Here is a 21911-nt window from a genome sequence, read left to right on the forward strand (position 1 = left end):
TCTCCTTTTGGTTAGTATTGAACAAAAATGTGCGTACTTGTTTTTAAGATAATTTATAATAAAATTATAGTGTAAGAATAATTGAAAGTCAATTTGATAATAGGAAGTGTAATATATATGTGAAAATCTATTAAATAAAGTTTATTGGAGGAAATTTATAATGAAAGTTTTATTGATTAATGGTAGCCCAAACCAATGTGGATGTACTTATACAGCATTAACTGAGGTTACTAAAGTATTAAATAAACATGATATTGAAACAGAAATACTGTATTTAGGTAAAAAAGCAATCCCAGGATGTATTGCTTGCTCATCTTGTTTCGAAACTGGAAAATGTATTTGTGATGATAAGGTTAATGAATTAGTTGAGGAACTTGATAATATTGATGGTATCATTATTGGTTCTCCTGTTTATTTTTCTAGTGCAAGTGGTCAATTAACTTCATTTCTTGACCGTTTATTTTTCATAGCTGGGAGTCGCATGGCTACAAAATTAGGTGCTTCAATTGTATCCTGTAGACGTGGTGGTGCAACTGCAACATTTGACCAACTCAACAAATATTTTTCAATTAGCAATATGCCTATTGTATCATCACAGTATTGGAATCAGGTACATGGTTTTACACCAGAAGATGTTATGAAGGATGAAGAAGGCTTACAAACCATGCGAACTTTAGGCGAAAATATGGCATGGCTTCTTAAATGTATTTCAGTTGGTAAGAAATCTGGAATTAAAGAACCACAGTATGAAGAGAAAGTTATGACTAATTTTATAAAATAGATAATGAAAATATAGTGGAATTTATTAATAATGAAAATGCTAATCTATAAATAAAAATATATATTACAAAAAATAATAAAACAGAGTTATTAAGTGTATACATCAAATCTCTGTTTTATTATTTTTTATTAAAAAGTTTCAAGTTCCAGTAATATTATACTTATATCCAATGTTATTTTTAAGCAGAAGTGTTTTAATGCACACATTTTATATTTTAAAATTATATTAAGTATATCCCTAAAATATACAACACATATATATGGGCTGGATAATATAAATAAAATAAATATTTCATACTCTTACCTTTTTCTCTATTGTAAAGCAACATGAAAGGTAGAGAAGCAACCATCATCCATTGGTAATTTTGTAAAGTAGAATTTTTTAAACTAAAATCTCCATTTGCCATTGTTATAAATACAAAGATACACATTAAAATATAGCAGATACTTAGATTAAGCTTCTTCTCTCTACACAAATAAAAAATAATTCCAAGTGTAATAAGAATTGGTCCACCTTCTACTAAAAATGGTACTGGTACTAAAGTCATAAATAAAGCTAGAAGCTCATTAAATGATTTGAAAAGTATAGTTATTATAAATATTCCTAATATTATAGGGGCTATTATCATTGCTAACCCTATAATAAGATATTTTACTTCTCTTTCTTTTCTAAATTTCTTTATAAATTCTATTGCTTGTAAATAAATTGCTATCAAAAATATTGTTGAAAAAATATTGTTTATAATTATTACCCCTTCTGGATGTGGAAATACACTATTAATTATTTGATTTCCTATTGCCATAATAACAGACCAAATATACAACCTAGTTATGTACTTTTTCCTGTTACTAGTGTGATAAAATCCTTCCACTGCCATAAACGTAAATAAAGGTGCTGATATTCTACCTATCCAATGAAACCAAATAGGTATTTGCATTGTTTCTGGCATAAATGCTGCTATATGGTCAAATGTCATAAATATTAATGCCAACATCTTAATAGTAAACCCATTTATTCCTTTTTTAAAAAAATTCATATTATTCTCCCCCAATTTTGATTTATTTCTATAATAATTTCTGTCCCTACTCCAATTTTACTATTTACATAGATATTTCCTTTATGAATCTCTATTATCTCTTTAGAAATAGCCATCCCAAGCCCTGAACCTTTATGCAATTCGCCTGTATTGGTACCTCTGTAATATTTCTCAAAAATATGTTTTAAATCATTTTCACTTATCCCAACTCCACTATCTTTTATTATAATTTCTATATTATCTTTTTTTATAATTTTTATCTCTATCAAAGTATCCTCACTATTATGAACTATTGAATTAAATATAAGATTAGTTATGGCTCTTCTTAACAATATTGGGTCTGCGTGTACTTCTATTGACTCTTCATAACATTCAAACTCAATATACCTATTTTTATATCTATTATCATTTAAAATATCCACTATTATATTTCTAACCAAACCAACTAAATTTATTTTTTTCTTATTCAAAACTATATTATTATTTTTTAGTCGAGTAGATAAATTTAGGTCATCAACCAAATCTTTTATATACTTAGATTTATTGTATATAATTTCCGTATACTCTCGTAATTCATCTTCTACAAACTCATAATCTTTGTCATTGATTATTTCTGCATATCCTTGTATAGATGATAAAGGAGTTTTTATATCATGTGTTATATTTGCTAGCCATTCTTCTCTCAATTTTTCATTTTCTTTTCTCTCTGCTTCATTTATTCTTAAAGTATAAGCCAACATATTGATATTTGCAAACACTTCTTCATATATACCTCTATCTTTAAGGTATAAACTATAATTTCCATTGGCCATAGTCTCAACACTCCATAACACACTTGATATTGGTTTTGTAAGCTTTCTACTAAATAAGTAGCCAACACCCAATGCTACCATTCCATCAATCACAAGTGTTATAATAATGATTTTATTTAAAGTATTTTTAATACTATCATTAGAATAAGTTAAAATTATTCTTGATGTATCTCTACTAGGCATACCAACTATTACATTTAAATGTTTTTTGTTTAGAGTTTTTTCTAAAATAAAATTAATGTAATTTGTTTCTCTATACTTGTAATTATTAACCATCTGAAATGGCGTATATTTTTTAGGAGTATCCTTTGGTACGTTCATTCCATAGACTTCTTCACCTGAATCATTTAAAACTTGTAACCAAGAATTTGATTTTTCTAGTTTATCAATTCCAATCTTTGATAGCCTAAGCACTCCATTTTTTTCATATAAATCTTTTTCAAAAGAACGTGCAAATTCTTCAGGATTATTTTTAGAGTCCACAGCTTTAAAAAAACTATTAGTTGAAACAACATACAGTATAGAAATGATATTTATAATAACTACTGATATAACTACAAATACGATTGTGAGCATAAAGTTTCTAGTAATCTTCCATCTCATACTCTAATCTTCCTTTACTGCTAATTTATATCCAAGGCCTTTTATTGTCAAAATATATTCTGGTTTTGAGGGATTATCCTCCAATTTTTCTCTAATCTTTCTTATATGAACCATTATAGTATTATCAAAACCCACATAATCTTCTCCCCACACCTTATCCCATAATCTCTCTTTACTTATAATCTGATTTTGATTGTGTGCAAATAAAGATAATATTTTTAATTCTTTTGCGGATAATCCTATGGACTGCCCATCTTTTATAAGTTCTGCTCTACTTTCATTTAATTTATATGGTCCAAATGATATAATTTTTTCTTTATCATTGTCTAAATCCACACTTCCATTTTGGCTCTCATTAAAATAACTTAATCTTCTTAAGTGAGCTTTGACCCTAAAAGCTACTTCCTTAGGACTAAATGGTTTTGTAACATAATCATCTCCTCCAATTGCAAGTCCAAGTAATTTGTCTAATTCTTCTGTTTTAGCTGACAAAAATATTATTGGAGAATTAGAGTTTTTTCTTATTTCTTTACAAATATCATAACCTTCTCCATCAGGTAACATAATATCTAGTATAATTAAATCAGGGTTAATATTTTTAAATATTTCTAATCCTTCTCTTCTAGTTTTTGCAGTATATACGTTATTAAAACCTTCTTTCTTTAATACAGTTTCTAAAAGTTTTAATATTTCTACCTCGTCATCTATTATTAAAATACTATTTTCCATAAATAACCTCCTATTATAATTTACCTATATATTAGCATACATTTTCTTAAAAATTTATTTATATTGTTTTAAAATAGGTTAATACATAAATAAAGTTACTATTATTTTTGGTTAAAATCTTTCACTTGATGTAAAATTTTTATATGTTATTTGGGTTAATATTATCATTAATGTAATTGAGATTACTATTGATAAACCTATCAATGTATTTGGTACATTGTATCTAACAATTTGTTGACTCATCATAATCCAGTTTGGAGTTATTGACATAAATTTTATGGCTTTATCTGGAATAAAACCTACGCTAAAATATGGTATTGCCATTATCAATCCACCTAGTATAAATGGTATTATAGAGGATTTAAATATAGATGAAAGTGTTAAACCTATTTGTGCAAATATAAAAGAAGCCAAAATAGTTGTTACTATAACAATAAGATACATTTGGATTACTGTAAGATTTAAATTACTATTTCCAAAATACCATAAGTTTTTAATTGGTTCATCCAAATATTTAAATTCAAAAAAACTAAATCCTCTAATTCCTACTAATAGTATAAAAGAAATATTAATCATAGACAAAATTAAACCATTAGCTACTAGTTTTGATAATACTACTGATTTTTTACCATTTTTAGTTGTATTTATTAAACCAGTCATATTAGAATCATATTCTTTTGTATAATTTCCAGAAGTTATTATAAACATTACTAAACCTATTAAAGGTATAGAACCTTCTATCTTGTAAAATATATCTGAGTACGTATCTAAAACATCAAATTTTCTAATCAGAACAAAACCAAAAAATAGCAGAAACAACCAAACCGTCCAAATACTTTTTGATTTTAATATTTTTATCATTTCAGATTTAACTAAATACATCATTTATACTATACCTCCTTTGCATCTTCTAAATCAAAGTAAAACATATATACATCTTCAAATTTTGCTTGAACTGCTTGTGTATTAGTTTCAGTTGGAATATCATCTGAAACTATTCTAAGTACTATTGAATTAACATCACTTTGAATACTTATAACCTTATACTTAGATTGAATTTTATCAATTTCACACTCATTTTCAACTTGAATATGATATACTTTATTTTCCATGTGACTTAATATTTCTTTGTGTGTTCCTTTCACTAGAAGTTTACCATTTTTAATCATTATTGTTTCTTTTGCAACTGATTCTATGTCTGAAATTATATGAGTAGAAAGAATTATTATCTTATCTCTAGATATTTTAGCTATTAAGTTTCTAAATCTAGCTCTTTCTTGTGGGTCAAGACCAGCTGTTGGCTCATCAAGGACTATTATTTTCGGATTATTTAATAAAACTTGTGCTATGCCAACTCTTCTCTTCATACCACCAGAAAATTTTCCTATAGCCTTATTTCTTACATCATAAAGTCCTACTAATTCCAATAATTCATCTATATTACTATCTAAATCTTTTCCCTTTAAACCTTTTAATGCCCCTATATACTGTAAAAATTGTTTTGCTGTAAAGTTTTTATAAATTCCAAATTCTTGTGGCAAGTATCCTAAAATGTTTCTATAATCATCATCCATCTTAAATATATCCTTACCATTATAGAGAATTTGGCCATTGTTAGGTTTTATCAATGTTGTTATTTGTTTCATTAAAGTAGATTTTCCTGCTCCATTGGGTCCTAAAAGACCATAAACTCCATTTTCTAGCGTTATTGTAATATTATCATTTACTGCTTTTTTACCATATATCTTTGAAAGATTTTTTATTTCTAACTTATTCATCTTAACTCTCCTTTATTTACTTATATAATCTGACTTTATTACTAAGAAACATAATGACATAGCACCTACGAATATTGCTATCAAAAACCCTATTGATAGATTAACAATATCTATATGCATTTTAAATATCATAATCTCTCCTAGATAATTTCCTATTATTTTATTAAATCCAAATATCAAATCATAATAATTTACAGTAGAAATAACTAAAAGTAATTTTTTAGGTAATACATGAATTACTGACATTATCTTAGTTATAGCTATAATAAATATAAAAAAACTTATTGATGTTATTGAAGATTTACTTATAAATGAACCTAATATGGCTATCATAGCCCATCCTTCAAACATTAAAAGCTCGATACCTATATTTGATATCACATAATTTATTATTCTTAAATTTGATTTCAAAGTAGCTATGTTATCTACTATTCTGAAAGCTTCTAAATCTCCATTAGTTGGCATACCTTGTTGCATACAAGTTATGATGAATATTCCAATCAAATAAACAGAATAAATTATTAGTGGAACTAATAAAGCAACAACTATTTTTGACTTTAATGCTTTTTTCTTCTCTTTTGATGATAGTATGATATCTCTTACTGAAGAAACCACTTCGTCTATATAAATATTTGAGATAATTATAGCGATAGTAATTAACATCCCTACATTTATAAGTGTATTTGTAGCTCTATAATTAAACACCTTCCAAAAACTAACATCTTTATACTGATTCACACTTAAATTATAAAGTTTGATATTTGACATTGACTTAATTTTTTTAGAAAATACATCTGTATCTTTTTGATTTGAAAGTTGATTTAAAATATTAATCTTATTTTGAAATTTATAATTACCTATATCATCACTACTTCTTGTATCTTCTATACGCCCTCTTTCTTTATCTATATAATAATTTTCCGTCTCTAAAACAGGTTTAACAAAGATATTGATTGATAGTATTAACATTAATATCCCTAAAGATATAAACATATTTTTAGATTTAATCAGTTTTTTCATTTCCCAATTTACCAATGTACTAATCCTCCTAAATTATTTTGATTACACATATATATTAAAACTTGAATCTTATATCAATATAGTCTTAACCTTAAATAAAGCTTAAATTATTTGATTTATTGAAACTCATCAAAAGTAGGCTTTTAAATTTACTATTTTATAAAATAACTTGTAATATGTTTATTTTTTATTGTAATCTTTTAGATTCTCTTTTTTATAAGAGACTTGCTATACTTTTATTAGTAAGATTAAATTTAAAATAAGTTGGTGATTATATGAGAAATATAAATATTTATACAAAGTTGAAAATAAGCTTTTTAGCATCCATCAGCATGTTTATCATTGCAGCTGCCTTTATTATTTTTATTGGAAATTATATGTTTTCAATTATTTTTATTCTTTTTGGTATTTTTATTGAGTGGCAATTTTACCGTTGTCCAAACTGTAATCATTGTCTAGATTCAAGGATGGAACTTTTAAAGAGTGGCTCTTACTGTCCTTATTGTGGAAAGATTATTAAATAGTTATTCTTTTATCTAGTTTATTTAATATTAATTAATAAAATTTACTCTATGTGTATTTCTAAATTTCTTATTAAGTTATAAAATTTTTAAATATGTTAAAAAGATATAAAGAATTGTTATGCACAATTCTCTATATCTTTTGTTGTTTATAAAGACTTTATATATTTTTTTATTATATATGCCTTAAAAATTTTTACCAATAGTAAAATAAATTTTATATTTTGCTCTTTTGTTTTAAAAATTTTATCCAGCTACTTTTTATATTTACCCATTTGAAATTAAACTAGTTAATTTCAAATCACAATTTTTAATATAAATAATTGAATATAAACTTATTTATCATTAGTTTTTCTTTTAAAAGCAATAAGTATAATTTCATAATATTTTTCATTTTCAAACAAGCATGTTGAATAATAAAGCATCTTCTAGTATTATATATTTGTAGAATAAAACTAAATTGGTAAAACTAGGAAGATTTGGTTTTATAGAGTTATAGGAACTAGTACTAAAAAATTTTATAAGTTTTGTTATTTTGTTACTAAAATACAATTTTTGATTTTACTAAATTTTTTAGGGGGATGAATAATATGTTTATTGGAGAAATAGACAAATGTACACATATATTAACTGCTTATATAAGTAGTTCATACGATTATTGTAATTTTTTAGATACACAATTAGATGATTTTATATCAGAATATGGAGAAACTGTAGTTGAAACATGCTTACATCAAGTTTTATTATTAGTGAGTCGATATAATTAAAATTAAGTTTTTCCTAGGAAAGCCTTTTTGGATTTACCTACCTTAATAAATATATAATTTTTTTGTACTTTATAAGTAACTATAACTTCTGCTAAAGTAAAGATGTATTGGGAGTACATCTTTACTTTTTCATTAAAACAGTTAAAAGCATACATATAAAAATAAATCATCCAATACAAATTATACATTCCTTATACCTAACTTAATGTATGAGCATTTTTCTATACATATATTCTGTAATCTCATCAAATATAGCCTAAATTTTTACTATTTTGTACATTCTCTATAAATCATACAAATAACATCTATAAAATCCCCCTAGTATGTTTAAACCACCTATAAAATAACACCAATATTTAGAATATTCAATATCAACTGCATAACTGGTCAATAAAAATGTATAACTAGACAAAATTCTTATCTTTTCTTTATGTTTATTTATATTTTTATTTATTATTTTTATGAATTAGTTTATTTAAAGTTCATTTAATACAAGTTATCTTAATGTCAATAATTTACTAATTTTCATGTTATCTACACGATTGTAGATTTGTGTATAACTAAGTTCTATATTAAGAGTACTCTCCCAAACGTTAGTACTTTACTTAAAAGTAAGTACTTGTTTAAACATAAAATAGAACATATACTTATATAAACAAATATATAAGGAGATGATTTTTATGAAAAAATGTAAAATAGAAGTTATAAAAACTACATTCCATCAAGATTTAGCAGATAAATATGGATGTGAAGGTATTGGAAAATGCCCTATGCATAAAGTAGGAGAAGTATTTTTTGGAGATTTTGCTAAACCTGAGAAATTATGTGATGAAGCATGGAAGGCAATGTATCAGTATGTATTTGCTTTATCTCATGGTAGTGAATTGTTTTACTATGGAGATTGGATAGATAAAGAAGGAATTGCTATATGTTCTTGCAATGATGGTATTCGTCCTGTTATTTTTAAAATTGAGAGAACAGATGAAGAATCTAAAATGTAGTATAAAATACACTCATACTAATAATTGATTCTATTATCTAGTCAAATTTATATACCTTTATATTTCTAAAGTATAAATCTAATTTCAGAATTTAATTTCTTTCAAAAACTAATTTGCATCTACAAGATTACTTTTTTTAATTAGTTATAATAGGTAAAGCTTACTAAATAAGAATAGCTTTATCTATTTATACTTATATCTAATTTTATACAATCTGAGAAAATAGTTACAGTATATGCCCTCTTACATATTGATTCATTTCCCACTATTTTTATTATTACTCCTATAACATTCTATATCTATAAAATAAAAAGCATCTCCTTTATAATTTTCAAAAACTACATTGAGATACTTTTTATAATTTAAATCTATATATTTAATTTAAGAAATAATATATCACTGTTCTAACATTATTATAATTCTTCGTATAAATCAGTACTTAAATATTTTAGACCACTATCATTAAGAGTCAAGACTATATTTTTCCCTTTTTCTGTACTTTGTAATAACTTAATTGCTGCACATACATTTGCGCCAGAAGAAAAACCTGCAAAGACACCCTCTAATTTAGCTAATTTTCTTGCTACATCAGTTGCTTCATCATCTGTTACTTGAATGTATCCATCAATAAGTTTTTTGTCTACTAGTGGCAAATCCATAGAGTAGCCTCCACCTTGTATTTTATGCCCTTGGTCAGTTATTTCTTTACCTGAATAAATTGCTGCTGTTGCAGGTTCAACCACATAGCATTTAATAGAAGTATTATGTTTTTTAAGTGTTTTTGAACAACCAGCAAAAGTACTACCACTTCCAAGAAAATCTACAAATACATCAATATTTCCATCTAATTGCTCCCACATTTCTTCTGCTGTATAACTTTCATGTGCGTGGTTACAAGCTTCTAGATTGAATTGGTCTGCTCTAAATGCATTTCTTTCTTTTGCTATTTTTTGAGCCTCGACTTCTACAAGTGCTAAATCTTCACCTGATACTTGTCCATGAACTGAATTTGGCATTTGGTCTACAAGAACTACTTCTGCTCCTAAAGCTTTCATCATTCTTGCTCTTTCCATAGAATTTCCTTTTGACATACATGCAATAAATTTATAACCTTTACATGCACAAGCTATTGCTAATCCTGTTCCTGTATTGCCACTTGTTAATTCCACAACTGCTTGACCTGGAACTAATAACCCTGCATTTTCTGCTTCTGTAATCATTTGTAATGCTACACGATCCTTTTTACTGAATCCTGGATTTAAATATTCCATCTTTGCATAGATATTACCTTCAACTCCAAATTCCTTTGCTATTTTAGATAAACATAACATATGAGTATTGCCTATAGCTTCTGTAACATTATTAAGTACATGCATTACAATTCCCCCTTAATCTCTCAACTAACATCCATTGAAAAACAATCCTTTATGCATTATAATTTATATTACGGATGTACAGTATACTTAACGTTCATTATATTATACCTTTGTAAATTATAAATAACGTTAAATAAATTATACATTCGTAAACTATATTTGTCAATAATTTACATTTTAAGGAGTTAATATGAGTATTAATACTATTATTGCTAAAAATTTAAATAGATTACGTAATGAACGTAACCTAAGTCTAGGTCAACTTGCAGAATTATCTGGTGTAAGTAAGGTCATGTTATCACAAATTGAAAAAGGCGACTCTAATCCAACAGTAAATACAATTTGGAAAATTGCAAGTGGATTAAATGTTCCATATACTGCGATACTTGATCAACCTCAAAACGAAACTTTTATTGTGTCAAAAGCTGATATAGATGTACAAGTTTCAGAAAATGAAGATTATCGTCTTTATTGTTATTATCCTAATACACCAACTAGAAACTTTGAGTTATTTCAAATGGAATTAGAAAAGGGTCATAGTTATACATCTGTTGGTCATTCTGAAAAATCACAAGAATACATTATGATTCTAGAAGGACAATTAAAATTAGAAGCAAATGATTGCGTTTATCAACTTAAAGAGAATGACTCTATTTGTTTTTCAGCTGAATCAGTACATACATACCATAATCAAGGGGAAAAAACATTAAAAACAGTAATAATAAATTACTATCCAGTTTAAAAATATTGTTTAAAAATAGAATAATTATTTCTTATACAAAAATATAAATTCTTTAAACTAAGATTTATATCAGGCTATCAACATAAAACTGTCGATAGCCTTTTTAAATTGATTATGATATAATGCAGACAACATTTATTCGTATAATGTAAATGATATTATAATATAAAACACAGGAGGGATTTTAATGCTCATAACTCATATATATTTTAACGGAAATTGTAAAGAGGCGATAGAGCTATATAAGAATGCACTATATGCTGATGTTAAAACGCTCATTGAAGATTCCAATTTAAGTCTTGTCGTTCATGCAGAACTAACAATTCATGATGGATTGCTCATACTAAATGATTTTGGTAATAGTGATGGAGTTTCAAAGTCTGGAGGATATCAGTTATGTCTCCAGTTTGATAATGAAGATGAGTTAAAAAGAGCTTATTCAAATATGGAGTTTGAAAGTATTACAATTAACCCAATACAATCCACAGATTACAGTCCATGCACTGTAAGATTTGAAGATAGATTTGGTGTAAGGTGGGCATTTTGGGTATAGCTGATTGTATATTAGTAAGTAACCCTATTGTAAATTTAGCTTGTTAATACCAATCTTTGAAGTCTTAAAAAAGCTTATGGTAAAATCGAGATAGCTTATTAAGTTTTATCAAACCAAGAAGCTATTAGTCAACAATCTGAGATAAATCCTTTAAACTAGGATTTATGTTTTTATCTTTAGCTTTACAAATTTATTATATATCTTTACACTTTTATTAATTATGTTATAATAACCTTATATGAAAGTTTTATATTTTTGACAAATGGAGTATGAATTACTCCTTTTTTCTTTTATGTTACTATGATGAACATTTAGTTAACATTAATAGGTTATCATGTAAGATAAATACAAAACGTCTCTTATATGTACATTTTTCATTGTTGTAATAATGATTTCATGTATATATTTCTCACAATTGGAGTGCTTTTGCACTCTTTTTTAATATCTTCTATTATTACTTATTAAATATTTCATTACCCTTTTTAAGCTTTTAAAATAAACCTTGGCTGATAAAATATACAACTTGTTCAAGATTATTAACTTTGAAAATTTTGAATTAATTCTCTCAGCTGCAGATAAATTACACCTTGTAAGACCCTACTAGAATTTAATCCTAACATCCACACTAAAAGCCTATCCCAAGTACTAATAATGCTATTACTGTAATATACTTGTTATCTAACTATGAATAGATATTCTCACATTTTAAATAAAATGAATAAAGAAGCATCTGATAATATAAATAATGTCCAGTTTTGTATCAGTTAATATCATATTTTTCTTAAATATCAACTAAAGGTCAGTAATAGGTATCTTAGGATATTGTAGCAAACAACTGTATTTCACTACTATTTACTATTATATAATAGAATTTATATCTTAGATTTGATATAATACATATGGTAAAATTTTAATTTATAAAACCAAAATATGACCTACATATATTAAAATTAACAAATTTAAAACTAAGGAGACTTATATGTTAAAAGCAATAAAAGGAAATATAATTTTCACAAAAACTTCAGATGCTTTCACAGTATTTGAAAATAGTTACATTATACTAGACAAAGGTAAAGTAAAAGGAATCTTTAAAGAAATACCTAAAGAATATAAAAACACAGAAATAATAGATTACACTGACAAACTTATAATACCTGGCATGAATGACCTTCACTGTCATGCATCTCAATTTAAAAATCTAGGAATGGCTATGGATAAAGAACTTCTACCATGGCTTGAAACTTATACATTTCCAGAAGAATCAAATTATGCAGATATAGAATATGCAACAAAAATGTATAGAAAATTTGTGAAAGAGGTTTGGAAATTTGGAACTACAAGAATAACTGTATTTGCTACAGTACATAAAGAAGCGTCTATGAAACTTATGGATATATTCAAAGAGGTTGGACTTGGAGCATACGTTGGTAAAGTAAATATGAATATGAATTGCCCTGACACTTTACTAGAAAATACTCATGATTCTATTACTGACACAGAAGAAATTATAAACAAATACAATGATACAGATTCTATTGTAAAACCAATAATAACCCCTAGATTTATACCAAGCTGTACAAGTGAACTTTTAAAAGGTTTGGGTGATTTATGTTTAAAGTATAATATTCCTATGCAATCACACTTATCTGAAAATCATGATGAAATCGAATGGGTTAAAAGTTTAGAACCTGAATCTAAATTTTATGGAGATGCTTATAATAGATATAATTTATTTGGTCAGACTCCTACACTAATGGCTCACTGTATTCATTGTTCTCAGGAAGAAATAGATTTAATGAGAGAAAATAATGTTATGGCAGTTCACTGCCCAGCTTCTAACTTTAATGTTGGTAGTGGAGCTATGCCTATTAGAAAATTAATTGATAATAATATTAAATTAGCTCTTGGTTCAGATATAAGTGGTGGGCATACTTTGTCAATATTTAAAGCCATAGTATCTGCAATACAATTATCTAAATTATATTGGGTAAATTCTGGTAAGAAGTGTAATTTCTTATCTTTATCTGAAGCTTTTTATATTGCAACAAAAAGTGGAGGAAGTTTCTTTGGAAAAGTTGGTAGTTTTGAAGAAGATTATGATTTTGATGCATTAATTATTGATGATTCAGATTTGAATCATGCCAATTATTCTATACTTGAAAGACTTGAAAGGTTTATCTATATTGGTGATGATAGAAATATCATTCATAGATATGTATGTGGAAAATTAATTGAAGAACCTAGTATAGAATTATAATAAAAATTTTAATTATATAAAATTTGTCCATATAATCCGTTTCATTTATATGACTACAATTAATAAAAGAGTGTATTTTAAAACTCAAAACTATAGGTTAAAATACACTCTTTTTAGCTTATTTATAGTATTAGTGAATGTAACATATTTTTACTAATACTATTTTCCTTAATATAATCCCCTCTTAGCATTTAAGATTATCTACATGTATCCAGATATTAAGCAGAATACCTATAGTTTTATAAAATTAATAACTCATTTTGGTAGGTAACCTTAAACTTTACTTTTACTTTTGTTGTACGCTTTACATACACTAAATCTTAAGATTACCCATCCTATCTGCAACTTTATTTTCATAAATAATACTGATGATATTAAAATAAGTAGTATTGGATTTATAAGAATATCAAAATTATTAAATTGAAATAATCTATTGTAAAAAATAAAACTTATTACAATTATAACTGTAGCTGTTAGAAGATACACAACCTCTATTGAATAATCAGTTCATTTCATATCTTATTATTTTCAAATTATTCAAGATTTAATTACTCTCTTGTAAGATTATAAACTTTCAAAAAGTCCTAATATTATATATTATTTTTCTTTATTTTTTATTTATATTAAAATTTTTAATAAATACTAAATTTTATTTGTAAATATCTAGTAATTTTTGTGTTATTTTTATATAATATATATGTATAAATAATTTTGGAGGTTTTATCTAATGAGTGAATTTAAAAATGTTACTGCAGTAAAAAAGGCAAACGTTTATTTTGATGGTAAAGTAAGTAGTAGAGTAATAATATTTCCTAATGGAGAAAGAAAAACTTTAGGATTAATGTTACCTGGAGAATATACTTTTTCTACTAGAGAAGAAGAAATAATGGAAATGCTTGCTGGAAGTATGGATGTAAAATTACCTGGAAGTAATGAGTTTATAACTTATAAAGAAGGGCAGAAGTTTAATGTTCCTAGTGATTCAAGTTTCGATTTAAAAGTTAATGAAGTTGTTGACTACTGTTGCTCATATATAGCTGATTAATAAACATACATATTCTTACATAAAATAAAACACATCTAAAAAGAGCAGTTCAATGAAAAACTGCTCTTTTTTATATATTCTTAAATTTAATTTAAATCTGGAACTATTGTATCTAATATCTCATCTAATACGAATAGCATTACTTTTATCATAATTGGCATTAATACTGCTAATGTTATAGTTATAAGAATTAAATCTTTACTCAATGCTACAAATGAGAATAATCCACCTAAAAACAAAATTCCAATAACAAATGCAATAGTCATACTTACAATTAAAAATAATCTTTCTTTATTAAATGGTAAACATTGTTGTCTTAATATTAAAAGACCACATACACCAGTTAATATCGCACACATTGTAGAAAATACGCTTGAACTATAACCTAAGTATTCAACTATGTTGTACACAATAATTACATTTACTGTTACACACAATGCTCCTGGTAAGGCATTTTTTAATATATTGAGTAAAAAATTTCCTGAAATTCTACTTTTATTTGCTTCAAGAGCTAAGAAGAATGATGGTATCCCAACTGTCACAGCTCCAATTAGTGATAATTGTATAGGCACAAATGGATACTGTCTACTAAAGAAGAATAATGTTAATATAGACAAGAAGAATGAGAAAATTGTCTTTACTAAAAATAAAGAAGATGCTCTTTGAATATTATTAATTATCTTTCTTCCTTCCATAACAACTTTTGGCATTGATGCAAAATTTGAGTCCAGTAATACTAAATTAGAAACATTTTTAGTAATATCACTTCCAGAAGCCATTGCTATACTACAATCAGCTTCTTTAAGTGCCAACACGTCATTTACACCATCTCCAGTCATAGCCACTGTATGATTTTGTTTTTTTAGCGCTAAAATCATTTGTTTTTTCTGTTGTGGACTTACCCTTCCAAAAACACTATATTTATCAACAGCTTCATATATATCTTCATCATTTTTAAGTGTTGTAGCATCAATAAAATTACTAGCCGTTTTAAGACCTGCTTTTCTAGCCACTTCACTTACTGTTATTGGATTGTCTCCAGATATAATTTTTATATCTACGCCCTCATTGTAAAAAAATTCTAATGTCTCTTTAGCTTCATCTCTAATTTTGTCCAGTATCAATATAAAAGCTAGTGGTTTTATATCTTTAGGTATATTGTCTCCTTCCATACAAGAATTACTATGAGCTAAAACTATTACTCTATTACCTTTTTTAGAATATCTTTCAACCTCTGTTTTAAACTCTTTATATTTCTCCTTAAAAATAAACTCAAATGCTCCTAATAAATATGTCCCTTTATTTTCAAAGGATACTCCACTGTATTTTCTTTCTGATGAAAATGGAATTAAATTTTTAACTTTATATGTATCTAAAATATTGTATTTATCTCTTATTGCATTTAATGTTGCATTATCATCTTTAAGGGCATTACATATATTGCCCATTATATCATCAATATCTACTTTCTCTAGCATTACTACATCATCAACTTGCATTTTACCCTCTGTAATTGTACCTGTTTTATCAAGGCATAATGTATCGACTCTGGCAAGAGTTTCTACACAGTATAACTCCTGCACTAAAGTTTTATGACTTGCAAGCTTTATAGTTCCTACAGCTAATGCAATACTTGTAAGTAGTGTCAATCCCTCTGGTATCATTCCATTTACAGCTGCCACAGTTCCTACTACAGATGTTGTTATAGAATCTCCATTTCCAAAATGTTGCTTTGCAAATAATATAATTCCTAGAGGAATAATTATTATACCTACAACTTTTAATATTGTATTTAATGAATTTCTAAGTTGAGAGTTATGTTTTCTAGAAACCTTAGCATCATTAGCTATCTTATTTGCATAGTTGTCTTTACCTATATTTTCAACTCTCACAAAAGCTTCTCCAGAAACTATAAAACTACCAGAATATAAGAAATCACCTTTGTTTTTTACAATAATATCAGATTCTCCTGTAATTAAAGACTCATTTACCTCTAATTTTCCATCTAAAACTTTTGAATCTGCACAAATTTGATTACCTGTTTTTAAAATCATAATATCATCTAGTACCAATTCTTGTACATCAATTTCTTTTTTCTCTCTTTCTCTTATAACGGATACCTTATTTGAGACTATGACAGATAGATTGTCTAGCAATCTTTTAGCTCTTATTTCTTGAATCACCCCTATAATAGTATTAATTACAGCAATAAATATAAATAGAGTATTCTTAAAAGAACCAACCGATACTAATAGACATACTAAAACAATATTTATCAAGTTAAAAAGTGTAAACACATTATCTTTAAGAATTTGTTTATATGTTTTAGTTTTTGCATTATCTAATTCATTAATTAAGTTATCATCTATTCTACTTTGAAGTTGTCTACTGCTTAACCCCATATTTATATCACAATTATACCTTTTTAAATTAATATTATCCATATTCTACTCCTTTCAACTTAACGATTTTTTTATACTTAAAGCTACAAATATATTATAAAAGTATCAATTTTTTTATTTTATTATTCTATAGTTTATATAATAAAATATAAATCTAAAGATTTAAATATTATAATTCTTAAGATTTCCTAAATTTTTATAAATTTCGATATATTTTAGTTAAGTTTCTCTTAATCTAAAAAGTAGATAAATTGTCCCAAAATAAATTTCTATAGAACCTATAAATATTGGTATTATAATCATTATCCTAACATTCTATATGGATGCTAACTTAATTTAAAACTTCAGTGCTAAATACCATACATATCAATACATAAAAAAGCTATCTAGACTATATCAAGTCAGATAGCTTTTTCTTATAAATACAACTTTCTTTATATTTATAATTTCTACTTTTAATTTTTTATCTTTGTGACCATGTAAGTATAGGTTTCTTTACCGCTCTTGCGTCATCCACTCTCTTAACTAAAGTATTATGTGGAGCAGTTTTCAATAGCTCTGGTTCTTCTTTTGCCTCTTTAGCAACATTTTTCATAGCTTCTATAAAACTATCTAATGTTTCAATGCTTTCACTTTCTGTAGGCTCTATCATAAGTGCTTCATTTATAATAAGAGGAAAATACATTGTTGGAGGATGGTATCCATAATCTAAAAGTCTCTTTGCTATATCGATAGTTTTTATATTTGCCTCTCCTCTTGGTAATCCACCTAATACAAACTCATGTTTACATAAAGTATCTATTGGTAAGATATAATTATCTTTTATACTCTCTTTGATATAATTAGCATTTAAAACTGCCATCTCACTTGCTTCTTTAAGGCCATCTCTTCCCATAGTTAATATATATGTGTAAGCTCTTACAAGCACTCCAAAATTACCATAGAAGTTTTTAATTTTTCCAATAGATTTTTCTCTATCATAATTTAATACATACTTATCTTCTTGTTTCTCAATCACTGGTATTGGTAAAAAAGGTACCAATTCTTTTTTAACTCCAACAGGACCAGCTCCTGGCCCTCCTCCACCATGAGGAGTAGAAAAAGTCTTATGAAGATTAAGATGCACTACATCAAATCCCATATCTCCAGGTCTTGTTATTCCCATAATAGCATTCATATTTGCACCATCATAGTACAAAAGCCCTCCTGCTTCATGTACAAGGCTTGCTATTTCTTTTATATTTTTTTCAAACAATCCAAGAGTACTTGGGTTAGTAAGCATAAGAGCTGCTACTTCATCACTTAAGACTTCTTTTAATGCATCTATGTCTACAGCTCCATTTTTATCAGATGCTATCTGAATCACATCAAAGTTTGCCATAGCTGCACTTGCTGGATTTGTTCCATGTGCAGAATCAGGAATTATTACTTTAGTTCTCTTATGGTCTCCTCTGTTTTCATGGTATGCTTTTATAATCATTAACCCTGTAAATTCTCCATGTGAACCTGCTGAAGGTTGTAGTGTGACTTCATCCATACCTGTAATTTCTGCAAGTCTACTTGACAAATCATACATTAAAGAAAGAGAACCTTGTGCTGTATCTGAAGATTGGTATGGATGCATTCCTGTAAAGTTTGGAAGTGCTGCCATATCTTCATTTATTTTAGGGTTATATTTCATAGTACAAGAACCTAAAGGATAAAAACCTGTATCAACTCCAAAATTTTTATTCGATAATAGGGTATAATGTCTAACCAATTCTAATTCACCAACTTCTGGCAAATTCAATTCACTTTGTCTAACCATACTTTGGTCAATCATATCTTCTACTTTTATATCATCTATATCTAACTTTGGAAGTGAATATGCTTTTCTACCTTTTTTAGATATATCTATCAACAAACTATTATATTCTTTCATTATAATCCCTCCATTATTCCAACTAACTTATCTATTTCTTCTTTGCTTCTTTTCTCAGTCACACAAAGTAAAGTTGAATTTTTTAATTCTGGATAATTGTATTCTAAATTATAACCACCTAATATATTTTCTTCTAAAAGTTTATTATTTATAGTTTCTACACTAAGATTTCCTTGTACAGTAAATTCTTTGAAAAATTTACCTTTGAACATTGGCTTATATTTCCCAGTTTGTATAAGTTTATTATAAGCATAATGTGCTTTTTTCATAGATTGCATGCCAACTTCTTTAAAACCTTCTCTACCCATAGTAGCCATATATATTGAGGCTACAAGAGCATTTAAGGCTTGATTTGAACATATATTAGAAGTTGCTTTTTCTCTCCTTACATGTTGTTCTCTAGTTTGTAAAGTTAGTACATATGCAGTTTTACCTTCTGTATCTAAACTTTGCCCAACTATTCTTCCTGGCATTTTTCTTGTATACTTAGATTTGCTAGCCAAAAATCCTACATAAGGACCTCCAAAATTGATAGGATTTCCTAATGATTGAGCTTCTCCAACAACAATATCTGCTCCTATTTCACCCGGTGTCTTTAAAACACCTAATGATATTGGGTCAACACTCATAATTAACATAGCCTTATTTTCATGAGTTATTTTTTCTATTTCTTCCATTTCTTCAATAATTCCAAAGAAGTTAGGAGTCTGTATAAGAACACATGCTGTATCTTTATCTACTGAAGCTCTTAATTTTTCTATATCTGTAATTCCATATTCATTACAAAAATCAATTTCTACTATTTCACAATCTTTATATTGCAGATAAGTCTTTAGTACTGATAAAGTTTCAGGATGTGTAGTTTTTGATACTACTATTTTACTTTTTCTCGTCTGGTTCATAGCCATTATACATGCTTCTATTGCAGCAGTTGCCCCATCATACATTGATGCATTTGCAATTTCCATGCCAGTAATTTCTGCAATCATAGATTGGAACTCAAACACTACTTGTAAAGTCCCTTGACTTATTTCAGCTTGATATGGAGTATATGCTGTATAAAACTCAGATCTTGAAGTTATCTGTTTTATAATTGATGGTATATAATGGTCATATGCACCAGCTCCAAGAAAACAAGTTAAATCTTCTAAACTTAAATTTTCTTCTGACAATCTTTTTACTATTTTACTTACTTCTAATTCAGATTTCCCACTTTCTAAATTCAAATCTCTTTTTAACTTTATTTCATCTGGTATATCTGAAAATAATTCATCAACTGAATTTAATCCTACTACCTTTAGCATTTTTGATTTATCTTCACTTGTGGCAGGTATATATGAAAATTTATTCTCTTCATTTGATATAGTATTATCTTTTTTATATTGCTTTTTGTAAAAAGGTTTCTTAACTATCATCGCAGGAACAACTTTTTTTCTTATTGCTATCCCTATTTCATTTCCTAATTTTGCATATTCAGAATCTATAATTCCCATACCTAAAATTTTTCCTGTTGTTGGGGATGCACATCCTGTTGTTACAAAACCTACTGTTTTGTCGCCAATCTTTATATCGTATCCATTTCTAGGCATCCCTTTACCTTGCATCTCAAAGCCTATTAATTTTCTTTTAGCTCCACTTTCTTTTTCTTCTGATAAGATTGTTTTCCCAACAAAGCCTTCCTTGTTTGTTTTTACAAAAATTGATAAGCCTCCTTCAATTGGAGATATATGTTCATTTATTTCATGGCCATACAGAGGTAGAGCTGCTTCAAATCTCAAAGTATCTCTACAGCCTAAACCAGCAGGACATATGTCTTCTCCTCCAGCCTTTAAAACTTCATTCCAAATTATTTCTGTATGTTCGCTTTTACAATATATCTCAAATCCATCTTCTCCAGTATATCCTGTTCTTGAAACTAAACAAGTTAAACCACATATTTTTATTGATGGAATTGACTTATAAAATTTTATTGATTTTAAATCTATATCTATGATTTTTTGAAGAATTTCTTCTGCTTTAGGCCCTTGAACTGCTAGTTGACTAACTTCATTAGAAACATTTTTTATATCTACATGGTATCCTTCACTTTGTTTTATTATCCATGCTACATCTTTATCTATATTCCCTGCATTTATTACTAATAAATAATCTTCTTCACCAAATTTATATATTAATAAATCGTCAACTACTCCTCCATTTTCATAACACATAGGTGTATATATAATGTCATTTATCTTTAATGTGCTTATATCATTTGTAACTAAATTTTGTATAAATTTTTCTGAATCTACACCTTTTATTTGTACCTCTCCCATATGAGATACATCAAATATACCTGCACTTTTTCTAACCATTTCATGCTCTTTATTTATTCCTTCATATTCTAAAGGCATTTCCCAGCCAGCAAATTCAACAAGTTTTGCTCCAAGCTCTTTGTGTATATTATACAAAGGCACTCTTTTCAATTCATTCATATATAACCCTCCCTATAAATTTAGACCCACTATATTTAAGTAATTTCGATATTATGTCCTGTACTTTTTCATAAAAAAAAGATATATCAGCAT

The 21911-nt window shown here is 26.9% G+C and carries 17 protein-coding genes; 7 read left to right on the plus strand and 10 right to left on the minus strand.

What is annotated here, in order from left to right:
• The first annotated feature begins 160 nt into the window (after nt 1–160).
• Nucleotides 161–781, plus strand: a complete 621-nt coding sequence (locus Q3304_RS05985) for a flavodoxin family protein (RefSeq protein WP_407814877.1) — start codon at nt 161–163, stop codon at nt 779–781.
• A 220-nt stretch (nt 782–1001) separates the two neighbouring features.
• Here the strand turns inward: Q3304_RS05985 and Q3304_RS05990 are convergent, their stop codons facing one another.
• From Q3304_RS05990 to Q3304_RS06015, 6 genes are all read right to left on the minus strand, one after another.
• Entirely contained in the window at nt 1002–1817 is an 816-nt protein-coding gene (locus tag Q3304_RS05990; RefSeq protein ID WP_407814876.1) for a TraX family protein, read from the minus strand.
• Nucleotides 1814–3232 (minus strand): sensor histidine kinase, encoded by a 1419-nt coding sequence (locus tag Q3304_RS05995; protein ID WP_407814875.1) that lies wholly within the window; start codon nt 3230–3232, stop codon nt 1814–1816. The genes Q3304_RS05990 and Q3304_RS05995 overlap by 4 nt, the downstream gene beginning before the upstream one ends.
• Before the next feature lie 3 nt (nt 3233–3235).
• Nucleotides 3236–3961, minus strand: coding sequence for a response regulator transcription factor (locus Q3304_RS06000; RefSeq protein ID WP_054270154.1), 726 nt, complete (start codon nt 3959–3961; stop codon nt 3236–3238).
• A 111-nt stretch (nt 3962–4072) separates the two neighbouring features.
• The gene (locus tag Q3304_RS06005) at nt 4073–4846 is read right to left on the minus strand and encodes an ABC transporter permease (protein WP_407814874.1); all 774 of its coding nucleotides are present in this window, start codon (nt 4844–4846) and stop codon (nt 4073–4075) included.
• Between the two features lie 5 nt (nt 4847–4851).
• Complete coding sequence (locus Q3304_RS06010; protein ID WP_407814873.1) at nt 4852–5739, minus strand: ABC transporter ATP-binding protein; 888 nt, start codon at nt 5737–5739, stop codon at nt 4852–4854.
• Between the two features lie 12 nt (nt 5740–5751).
• Nucleotides 5752–6774 (minus strand): hypothetical protein, encoded by a 1023-nt coding sequence (locus Q3304_RS06015; protein ID WP_407814872.1) that lies wholly within the window; start codon nt 6772–6774, stop codon nt 5752–5754.
• Nucleotides 6775–7870: 1096 nt separating this feature from the next.
• On the opposite strand from Q3304_RS06015, the gene Q3304_RS06020 reads away from it, so the two are divergent.
• Both Q3304_RS06020 and Q3304_RS06025 read left to right on the plus strand, forming a co-directional pair.
• Entirely contained in the window at nt 7871–8047 is a 177-nt protein-coding gene (locus Q3304_RS06020) for a hypothetical protein (protein WP_009889562.1), read from the plus strand.
• Nucleotides 8048–8727: 680 nt separating this feature from the next.
• Nucleotides 8728–9048 carry a TIGR04076 family protein gene (locus Q3304_RS06025; RefSeq protein WP_054270150.1) on the plus strand — a complete coding sequence of 107 codons (321 nt, stop codon included), beginning with the start codon at nt 8728–8730 and terminating at the stop codon, nt 9046–9048.
• Nucleotides 9049–9461: 413 nt separating this feature from the next.
• On the opposite strand, the gene Q3304_RS06030 is transcribed toward Q3304_RS06025, so the two are convergent.
• Complete coding sequence (locus Q3304_RS06030; protein ID WP_407814871.1) at nt 9462–10424, minus strand: PLP-dependent cysteine synthase family protein; 963 nt, start codon at nt 10422–10424, stop codon at nt 9462–9464.
• A gap of 190 nt (nt 10425–10614) precedes the next feature.
• Between Q3304_RS06030 and Q3304_RS06035 the strand changes: the two genes are divergently transcribed.
• From Q3304_RS06035 to Q3304_RS06050, 4 genes are all read left to right on the plus strand, one after another.
• The gene (locus Q3304_RS06035; RefSeq protein ID WP_407814870.1) at nt 10615–11166 is read left to right on the plus strand and encodes a helix-turn-helix domain-containing protein; all 552 of its coding nucleotides are present in this window, start codon (nt 10615–10617) and stop codon (nt 11164–11166) included.
• Between the two features lie 187 nt (nt 11167–11353).
• Complete coding sequence (locus tag Q3304_RS06040; protein WP_407814869.1) at nt 11354–11719, plus strand: VOC family protein; 366 nt, start codon at nt 11354–11356, stop codon at nt 11717–11719.
• 979 nt (nt 11720–12698) lie between these two features.
• Nucleotides 12699–13976: an amidohydrolase family protein gene (locus tag Q3304_RS06045; protein ID WP_407814868.1), complete on the plus strand. Its 1278-nt coding sequence runs from the start codon at nt 12699–12701 to the stop codon at nt 13974–13976.
• Between the two features lie 727 nt (nt 13977–14703).
• The gene (locus Q3304_RS06050; protein ID WP_054270138.1) at nt 14704–15021 is read left to right on the plus strand and encodes a pyrimidine/purine nucleoside phosphorylase; all 318 of its coding nucleotides are present in this window, start codon (nt 14704–14706) and stop codon (nt 15019–15021) included.
• Between the two features lie 86 nt (nt 15022–15107).
• On the opposite strand, the gene Q3304_RS06055 is transcribed toward Q3304_RS06050, so the two are convergent.
• The 3 genes from Q3304_RS06055 to gcvPA form a co-directional block, all read right to left on the minus strand.
• Nucleotides 15108–17465 (minus strand): HAD-IC family P-type ATPase, encoded by a 2358-nt coding sequence (locus tag Q3304_RS06055; protein WP_407814867.1) that lies wholly within the window; start codon nt 17463–17465, stop codon nt 15108–15110.
• 421 nt (nt 17466–17886) lie between these two features.
• Entirely contained in the window at nt 17887–19344 is a 1458-nt protein-coding gene (gcvPB, locus tag Q3304_RS06060) for an aminomethyl-transferring glycine dehydrogenase subunit GcvPB (RefSeq protein WP_054270136.1), read from the minus strand.
• Nucleotides 19344–21818, minus strand: coding sequence for an aminomethyl-transferring glycine dehydrogenase subunit GcvPA (gene gcvPA, locus Q3304_RS06065; RefSeq protein WP_407814866.1), 2475 nt, complete (start codon nt 21816–21818; stop codon nt 19344–19346). The genes gcvPB and gcvPA overlap by 1 nt, the downstream gene beginning before the upstream one ends.
• Nucleotides 21819–21911: the final 93 nt, after the last annotated feature.

Origin of the sequence: Clostridioides sp. GD02377 (assembly GCF_045899875.1) — a bacterium.
GTDB lineage: Bacteria > Bacillota > Clostridia > Peptostreptococcales > Peptostreptococcaceae > Clostridioides > Clostridioides difficile_A.

Bases quoted from the DNA above. Each gene is read 5' to 3' on its own strand.
- Q3304_RS05985 (WP_407814877.1), top strand. From the start codon at position 161: ATGAAAGTTTTATTGATTAATGGTAGCCCAAACCAATGTGGATGTACT.
- Q3304_RS05990 (WP_407814876.1), bottom strand. From the start codon at position 1,817: ATGAATTTTTTTAAAAAAGGAATAAATGGGTTTACTATTAAGATGTTG.
- Q3304_RS05995 (WP_407814875.1), bottom strand. From the start codon at position 3,232: ATGAGATGGAAGATTACTAGAAACTTTATGCTCACAATCGTATTTGTA.
- Q3304_RS06000 (WP_054270154.1), bottom strand. From the start codon at position 3,961: ATGGAAAATAGTATTTTAATAATAGATGACGAGGTAGAAATATTAAAA.
- Q3304_RS06005 (WP_407814874.1), bottom strand. From the start codon at position 4,846: ATGATGTATTTAGTTAAATCTGAAATGATAAAAATATTAAAATCAAAA.
- Q3304_RS06010 (WP_407814873.1), bottom strand. From the start codon at position 5,739: ATGAATAAGTTAGAAATAAAAAATCTTTCAAAGATATATGGTAAAAAA.
- Q3304_RS06020 (WP_009889562.1), top strand. From the start codon at position 7,871: ATGTTTATTGGAGAAATAGACAAATGTACACATATATTAACTGCTTAT.
- Q3304_RS06025 (WP_054270150.1), top strand. From the start codon at position 8,728: ATGAAAAAATGTAAAATAGAAGTTATAAAAACTACATTCCATCAAGAT.
- Q3304_RS06030 (WP_407814871.1), bottom strand. From the start codon at position 10,424: ATGCATGTACTTAATAATGTTACAGAAGCTATAGGCAATACTCATATG.
- Q3304_RS06035 (WP_407814870.1), top strand. From the start codon at position 10,615: ATGAGTATTAATACTATTATTGCTAAAAATTTAAATAGATTACGTAAT.
- Q3304_RS06040 (WP_407814869.1), top strand. From the start codon at position 11,354: ATGCTCATAACTCATATATATTTTAACGGAAATTGTAAAGAGGCGATA.
- Q3304_RS06045 (WP_407814868.1), top strand. From the start codon at position 12,699: ATGTTAAAAGCAATAAAAGGAAATATAATTTTCACAAAAACTTCAGAT.
- Q3304_RS06050 (WP_054270138.1), top strand. From the start codon at position 14,704: ATGAGTGAATTTAAAAATGTTACTGCAGTAAAAAAGGCAAACGTTTAT.
- Q3304_RS06055 (WP_407814867.1), bottom strand. From the start codon at position 17,465: ATGGATAATATTAATTTAAAAAGGTATAATTGTGATATAAATATGGGG.
- gcvPB (WP_054270136.1), bottom strand. From the start codon at position 19,344: ATGAAAGAATATAATAGTTTGTTGATAGATATATCTAAAAAAGGTAGA.
- gcvPA (WP_407814866.1), bottom strand. From the start codon at position 21,818: ATGAATGAATTGAAAAGAGTGCCTTTGTATAATATACACAAAGAGCTT.